At 75.4% G+C, this 5,441-nt stretch carries 8 protein-coding genes; 4 read left to right on the plus strand and 4 right to left on the minus strand.

Going from position 1 to position 5,441, the window contains the following annotated elements; genetic code table 11:
• From AE652_RS34320 to AE652_RS34330, 3 genes are all read right to left on the minus strand, one after another.
• Positions 1-538: FtsX-like permease family protein (locus tag AE652_RS34320; RefSeq protein ID WP_049658818.1), on the minus strand; the 538-nt coding region annotated here is incomplete at its 3' end.
• A 5-nt stretch (positions 539-543) separates the two neighbouring features.
• Positions 544-1,308, minus strand: coding sequence for an ABC transporter ATP-binding protein (locus AE652_RS34325; protein ID WP_049658819.1), 765 nt, complete (start codon positions 1,306-1,308; stop codon positions 544-546).
• A gap of 97 nt (positions 1,309-1,405) precedes the next feature.
• Positions 1,406-2,428, minus strand: coding sequence for an ankyrin repeat domain-containing protein (locus tag AE652_RS34330; RefSeq protein WP_053112433.1), 1,023 nt, complete (start codon positions 2,426-2,428; stop codon positions 1,406-1,408).
• A gap of 124 nt (positions 2,429-2,552) precedes the next feature.
• Between AE652_RS34330 and AE652_RS34335 the strand changes: the two genes are divergently transcribed.
• From AE652_RS34335 to AE652_RS34350, 4 genes are all read left to right on the plus strand, one after another.
• Complete coding sequence (locus tag AE652_RS34335; protein ID WP_049658811.1) at positions 2,553-2,732, plus strand: hypothetical protein; 180 nt, start codon at positions 2,553-2,555, stop codon at positions 2,730-2,732.
• Between the two features lie 62 nt (positions 2,733-2,794).
• Positions 2,795-3,700, plus strand: coding sequence for a ketopantoate reductase family protein (locus tag AE652_RS34340; RefSeq protein WP_049658814.1), 906 nt, complete (start codon positions 2,795-2,797; stop codon positions 3,698-3,700).
• Positions 3,701-3,881: 181 nt separating this feature from the next.
• Positions 3,882-4,277, plus strand: a complete 396-nt coding sequence (locus tag AE652_RS34345; RefSeq protein WP_049658815.1) for a hypothetical protein — start codon at positions 3,882-3,884, stop codon at positions 4,275-4,277.
• Between the two features lie 160 nt (positions 4,278-4,437).
• Complete coding sequence (locus AE652_RS34350; RefSeq protein ID WP_199823187.1) at positions 4,438-5,097, plus strand: transcriptional regulator; 660 nt, start codon at positions 4,438-4,440, stop codon at positions 5,095-5,097.
• 36 nt (positions 5,098-5,133) lie between these two features.
• On the opposite strand, the gene AE652_RS34355 is transcribed toward AE652_RS34350, so the two are convergent.
• The coding region (locus AE652_RS34355) for a hypothetical protein (RefSeq protein ID WP_234348647.1) at positions 5,134-5,441 on the minus strand (308 nt) is incomplete at its 5' end.

A 5,441-nucleotide genomic window follows, 5' to 3' on the forward strand; every position in this document is an offset into this window, starting at 1 on the left:
CCGCCACGGCACTGGCCGCCAGGCCCACCAGCAGCGCCACCGCGAGCCCGATCAGCGCCGGCACCGGCGCCCCGGGTATGCGCAGCCCGGGTGCGGCCATGCCGCGCCGCTGGAGTGCGGCGAGGAAGGCCCGGGCGGCGAGGAAGCCCACCAGGCCGCCCGGCCCGGACACCAGCAGGGTGGTCGCCACCACCTGCGCGCGCACCACCAGCCGGACCTGACGGGGTGTCGCCGCGACGGTGCGCAGCAGCGCCAGGTCGCGGTGCTGCTGGCGCAGGGTGAAGCCGAGGGCGTTGACCACGACGAACAGCGCGACCAGGACGGCGATCTCGCCGAAGGCCCCGGCGATCAGCACCAGGCCGGGCCCGGACACCGCCGTGCGCGCCACCGCGGCCGGTGCCGTGACCTGTGCGGCGACCAGCGACCCGAACAGCGTCACCGCCGCCACCGCCAGGAACAGCGCCGTCCCCAGCCCGGCGAAGGAGGCCGGGCGGCGGCGGATCTGCCCCGCCGAGAGGCTCAGTACGGGACTGCTCATCGTGCTCACCCGCCCAACCGGCTCAGCCGCTCGGCGACCTGCGCGGCCGTCGGCGCGGTCAGCTCGTCCACCAGCAGGCCGTCGGCCAGCAGCAGCACCCGGTCCGCGTACCCGGCGGCGACCGGGTCGTGGGTGACCATCACGCAGGTCCGTCCGTCGGTGTCGACACCCGAGCGCAGCAGGCCGAGGACCTCCTGCCCGGTGGCCCGGTCCAGCGCGCCGGTCGGCTCGTCGGCGAACAGCACCTCCGGCCGGGAGACCAGCGCCCTGGCTATCGCCACCCGCTGCTGCTGACCGCCCGACAGCTGCCCGGGCCGGTGCCGCTCCCGCCCGGCCAGCCCGACCCGGGCCAGCGCCTCCCGCACCGCGGCCCGCTCCGGCGGCCGCCCGGCGAGCCGGCCGGGCAGCTCGACGTTCTGCCCGACCGTCATCGCCGGCATCAGGTTGAAGGCCTGGAACACGAACCCCACCCGGGTGCGGCGCAGCTCCGCCAGCCGCCGCTCGGGCAGCCCGGACACCTCCGTGCGGCCCCACCGCACGGTGCCCCCGGTCGGACGGTCCATCCCGGCCAGGCAGTGCAGCAGGGTGGTCTTGCCGGAGCCCGACGGCCCCATCACCGCCGTGAACGTCCCCGGCGCGAAGGCCACCGAGACCCCGCGCAGCGCCTGTACGGCCGCCGTGCCCCGCCCGTACCGCCGGTGCAGCCCGACCGCGCTCAGGGCCGCGTCCGTCACCCCGTCGTGCGCCGCCGTGGCGGCGGCTGTCGTCATCCCGTTCATGCCCTCCATCGTGGGCGTCCGGGGCCGGGAGATCGATTGTGCTGGCACCCGAATCCGGGGTTCGGAAAACCGAACCCCGCAGGTGGTGCTACGTCCCCTCGGGCGGGTTGCGGGCCTCCCAGGCCCGGAAGGCGAGGCCGTAGGCCGCCTCCAGGCGCACCAGCCGGTCGTCCACGTCCAGCAGTGCCGCCAGGGCGTCGGCGACCTCGGGCGTCCGGTCGGCGGACGGGGCCAGGACGGACGCGGCGGCGTGGCGCAACCCGACGGCCTCCTCCTCCGGGCACTCACGACCGCCCAGGGCTCGGAGGACGTCGGCGAGCACCCCGCCGTCCGGCTCGGCCGACGCCCAGGCGACGAGCAGCTCCGTCTCCTCCGCGTCGTACTCGACCGCGTGCCCCATCCGCAGGAGCGGGGCGTCGCACAGGAAGGCCGCGAGGAAGCGGCGGTGCGCGGGGTCGGGGTGCCGGTGGTGGGCCGTCAGGGCCGACCAGGTCTCCCGACTTCGGCGTTCCCCGAGCACGAACCGGACGGCCTGCTGCCCGACGTGCCCCGGCTCCCGGTGCCGGACGGCCCTGGCCACCAGCTCGTCGACCGGGGTGAGGACGCGGAACCTCCACTCCAGCTCGGTCAGCACGGCCCCGTGCCCGGCGCGCACGGTCAGCCCGCCGAGGGAGACCTGCTCGACGTCCGCGTACTGCTCGGTCACCCACACCCGCTCCGCCGGCCCCACGGCCCCGGTCCGTCGCCGCAGTTCCTCCTCCGTACCCGTCTCGTACCAGGCCCTGGCCAGGGCGAGCAGGTGCTCACGGGCGTCGGCGGGCAACCGCAGCGCCGGGTCCTTCCCCAGCACCGCCCCGACCAGCGCCGACGAACCGAGGTCCACCGCGCGCAGCAGCGGGGTCGTCCCGTCGGGCAGCGGACGGTCCGGATCGGCACCGTGGTCGACCAGGACACCGGCGACCTCGTGGTCGAACCCGTTCACGGCCACCCACAGCAGGGGCAGCCCGTCCGCATCGCGGGCGCTCGGATCCGCACCCGCGGCGAGTGCCTCCCACACGGCGTCGACATCCCGCGCCCGTACCGCCGCCACCAGCCGCCCGTCCGTCGTCATCCGCCGACTCCCCCTCGCCGCACAGCCTCCACCGGCGCACCCTAAGCCCGCCGGAGCCGGGCACGCCCTCCCCTTTTACGCCCCCGCCTCCCGCCGGGCCCGCCCGACGGGGAATCATGATCCGGTGACCACCGACCTGCTGCCCGAGCCGCGCTTCGGCCCCACCGAGGCGGAGGTGTGCGAGCTGCCGGCCCCGCACGGCGGGCTGCTGCCCGGCGGGGTGCGCGGCACCTTCGTCCGCGGCTGCTCCCGGGCGACGGCCTGCTCCTCCAGCCGGGCGGGCGCATCCCGCCGCTCACCGTAACCGCGCCCGGCCCCCGCTTCCCCATCCCTCACCACGCCACCCACCCACCCACAGGAGTCACCATGACCACCACCCCCCTGACCGTCGCCGTCCTCGGCCCCGGAGGCGTCGGCGGACTGATCGGCGGGCTGCTCGCCCGCGACGGCCACCGGGTCGTCTGCCTGGCCGGCGAGGCGACCGCGGCCGCGATCGCGCGGGACGGACTGCGGGTCCGCAGCGCCGAGTTCGGCGAGTTCACCGTCCGGGTGGAGGCGGCGACCGAGCTGCGCGAGCCGGTCGACGCCGTCTTCGTGACGGTCAAGGAGACGGCGCTGGCCGCCGCGCTGGACCGGTTGCCCGCGGAGGTGCTCGGCACCGGGATCGTGGTGCCGCTGCTCAACGGCCTGGACCACATGGCCGTGCTGCGCGAGCGCTACCCGGCCGCACGGGTGGTGGCCGGCACGATCCGGGTCGAGGCCGCCCGGACGGCGCCCGGGCTGATCGAGCACACCAGCCCGTTCGCCGCCATCGAGCTGGGTGCGAACGCCGAACCCGACTCCCCCGTGGCCGAGTTCGCCGACCAGCTGCGGCACACCGGCGTGGACGTCGCACTGCGCGAGGACGAGACGGCGATGCTGTGGAGCAAGCTCTCCTTCCTCGCCCCGTTCGCCCTGCTGACCACCCGCCACGCGAGCGGGATCGGCACCGTACGCACCGAGCACCGGGCCGAACTCCTCGCCGTGCTGGACGAGATCACCGCCGTCACCCGGGCGGTCGGCGCGCCGGCGGACGCGCAGACGCTGCTCGCCTCCTTCGACCGCATCCCCGGGACGATGAGGTCCTCGATGCAGCGCGACGTGGAGGCCGGACGGCCGACCGAGTTGGACGCCATCGGCGGCGCCGTGCTGCGGGCGGCCGACGCGCACGCGGTGGCCGTGCCGACCATCGCCCGCCTGGTGCACGACCTGTCCGAATCCGCCACCCGGTAGTGCCCGCCCGGGCGTTCACCCCGCGGACGGCACCGAAGGGTGAACGCCCGGATCCATCCCGAAAACGAACTGATGGAACGTCACATTCTGCTGGAAGCAAAGACTTTCCCAACGGTTCACGCAGTCTTCCGGAACCTCCGCACGGCGGACCGGCGTTGATAGAGGCGGGAGGGATAGAGACATGACAAGGAAGCCGTACCGTCTGGCCGCCACCACGCTCGCACTGCTGCTCGCGGCCCCGTTGTTCACCGCGTGCGACGCCGACCAGGCCCTGGACTGTGGAAAGCGGGCGATCAGCCTCACCGGCGACGTCCAGGACCTCGCGGATTCGGCGATCAACGTCGGGCAGATCACCGACGAGAGCCGCCGCAACCACACCGTCGAGGCCTTGCGGAAGGTCGCCGACGACACCAAGAAGATCCGCGAGGGCAACGGGGACAAGATCGACGCGGCCGCCGACCGGCTCTCCAAGGCCGTCAACGACGCCATCGACCGGGTCTCCAAGGGCAAGCAGCCCGACTTCAAGCCGATCACCGACGCTGCCGGCGAGATCGGGAAGGCCTGCGCCGACTCCTGACGCACGGGGGCACCCCCGTCTCCCCACGCCATCAGCTCCCGGCCCGGCGCCGCCCCGGCCGGGAGCTGGTCCCCGCCTCGGGCCCCGGCCTGTCGCCGCCGCACCGGCACCGCCAGGCGGTAGGAATGGCACCGGACCGAACCGCACCCCGGAGGCACCGGTGAACCACCCGATCCTCGACCAGATCCAGTACCTGCGGGCCGAATTGGCCCCCGGCGACACCGCCCCGGCGCTGGTCACCGCGCTCGCCGACGGCACCGCGCCGCGCTCGGCGCTGGCCGAACTCGCCGCCCAGCAGCACCGGATCATCCGCTCCGACCGCCGCAGCCTGCTGCTGCTCGCCGGCCGCACCGCGGACCGGCCGGTCAGCGCCTGGTTCGCCACCCTGGCCGAGGGCGAGAGCGCCGCGCTGCGCACCCTGCCCGCGCTCGGCGCCGCCGTCGGACTCGACCACGGCGCGCTGGAGGCCCGCCCGCCGCTGCCCGGGTGCCAGGCCTACCCGCACTACCTCGCCTGGCTCGCCCTGAACGGCGAACCCGCCGCCGCGGCCGCCGCGCTCGTCGCCAACTTCGCCGCCTGGGGCGGCTACTGCGCCACGATCGCGCAGGCGCTGCGCCGCCAGTACGGCTTCTCCGACGAGTCCTGCGCGTTCTTCGACTTCTTCGCCCAGCCCGCGCCCGAGCTGGAGCAGCAGGCCGCCGACGCCCTGGGCCCGGACCGGCTGGACGAGCCGACCCTGGCCACCGCACACGAGTACGGGCTGCTGCTCCAGGCCTACGAGCACCTGTTCTGGGACACCCTGGGCGTCATCGACGCCTGAGGGCGAACCGTCCGGTCCGCCCCGGCTCCGGGGGCCTCAGGCCTGCCAGTGCGGCTTCCCGCTGACCATCCGGCAGTAGATCACCCGGCCGCCGGCCTCGTGGGTGCTCTTGCCCAGGTCCGCGTTGCGGCAGAACTGGCCCGCCTCGTAGCAGTTGCCCGCGTTCGAGCGGATCTCGCATCCGGCGCCGGCACCGGCCGCCGCCGCGGGGGGCTCCGGGTCGTTCGGCGGCTGGGCCGTGGTCACCTTCGGCTGCGGCGCCTTGGTGGCGGGCGGCTGCGCGGGGGCGCTGGGCTGGCCCGGAGGGGCCGCGGGCGGGGGCGTGGCCACCGGTGCCGCGGGCG

Origin of the sequence: Kitasatospora sp. MY 5-36, from assembly GCF_001182915.1 — a bacterium.
GTDB lineage: Bacteria > Actinomycetota > Actinomycetes > Streptomycetales > Streptomycetaceae > Kitasatospora.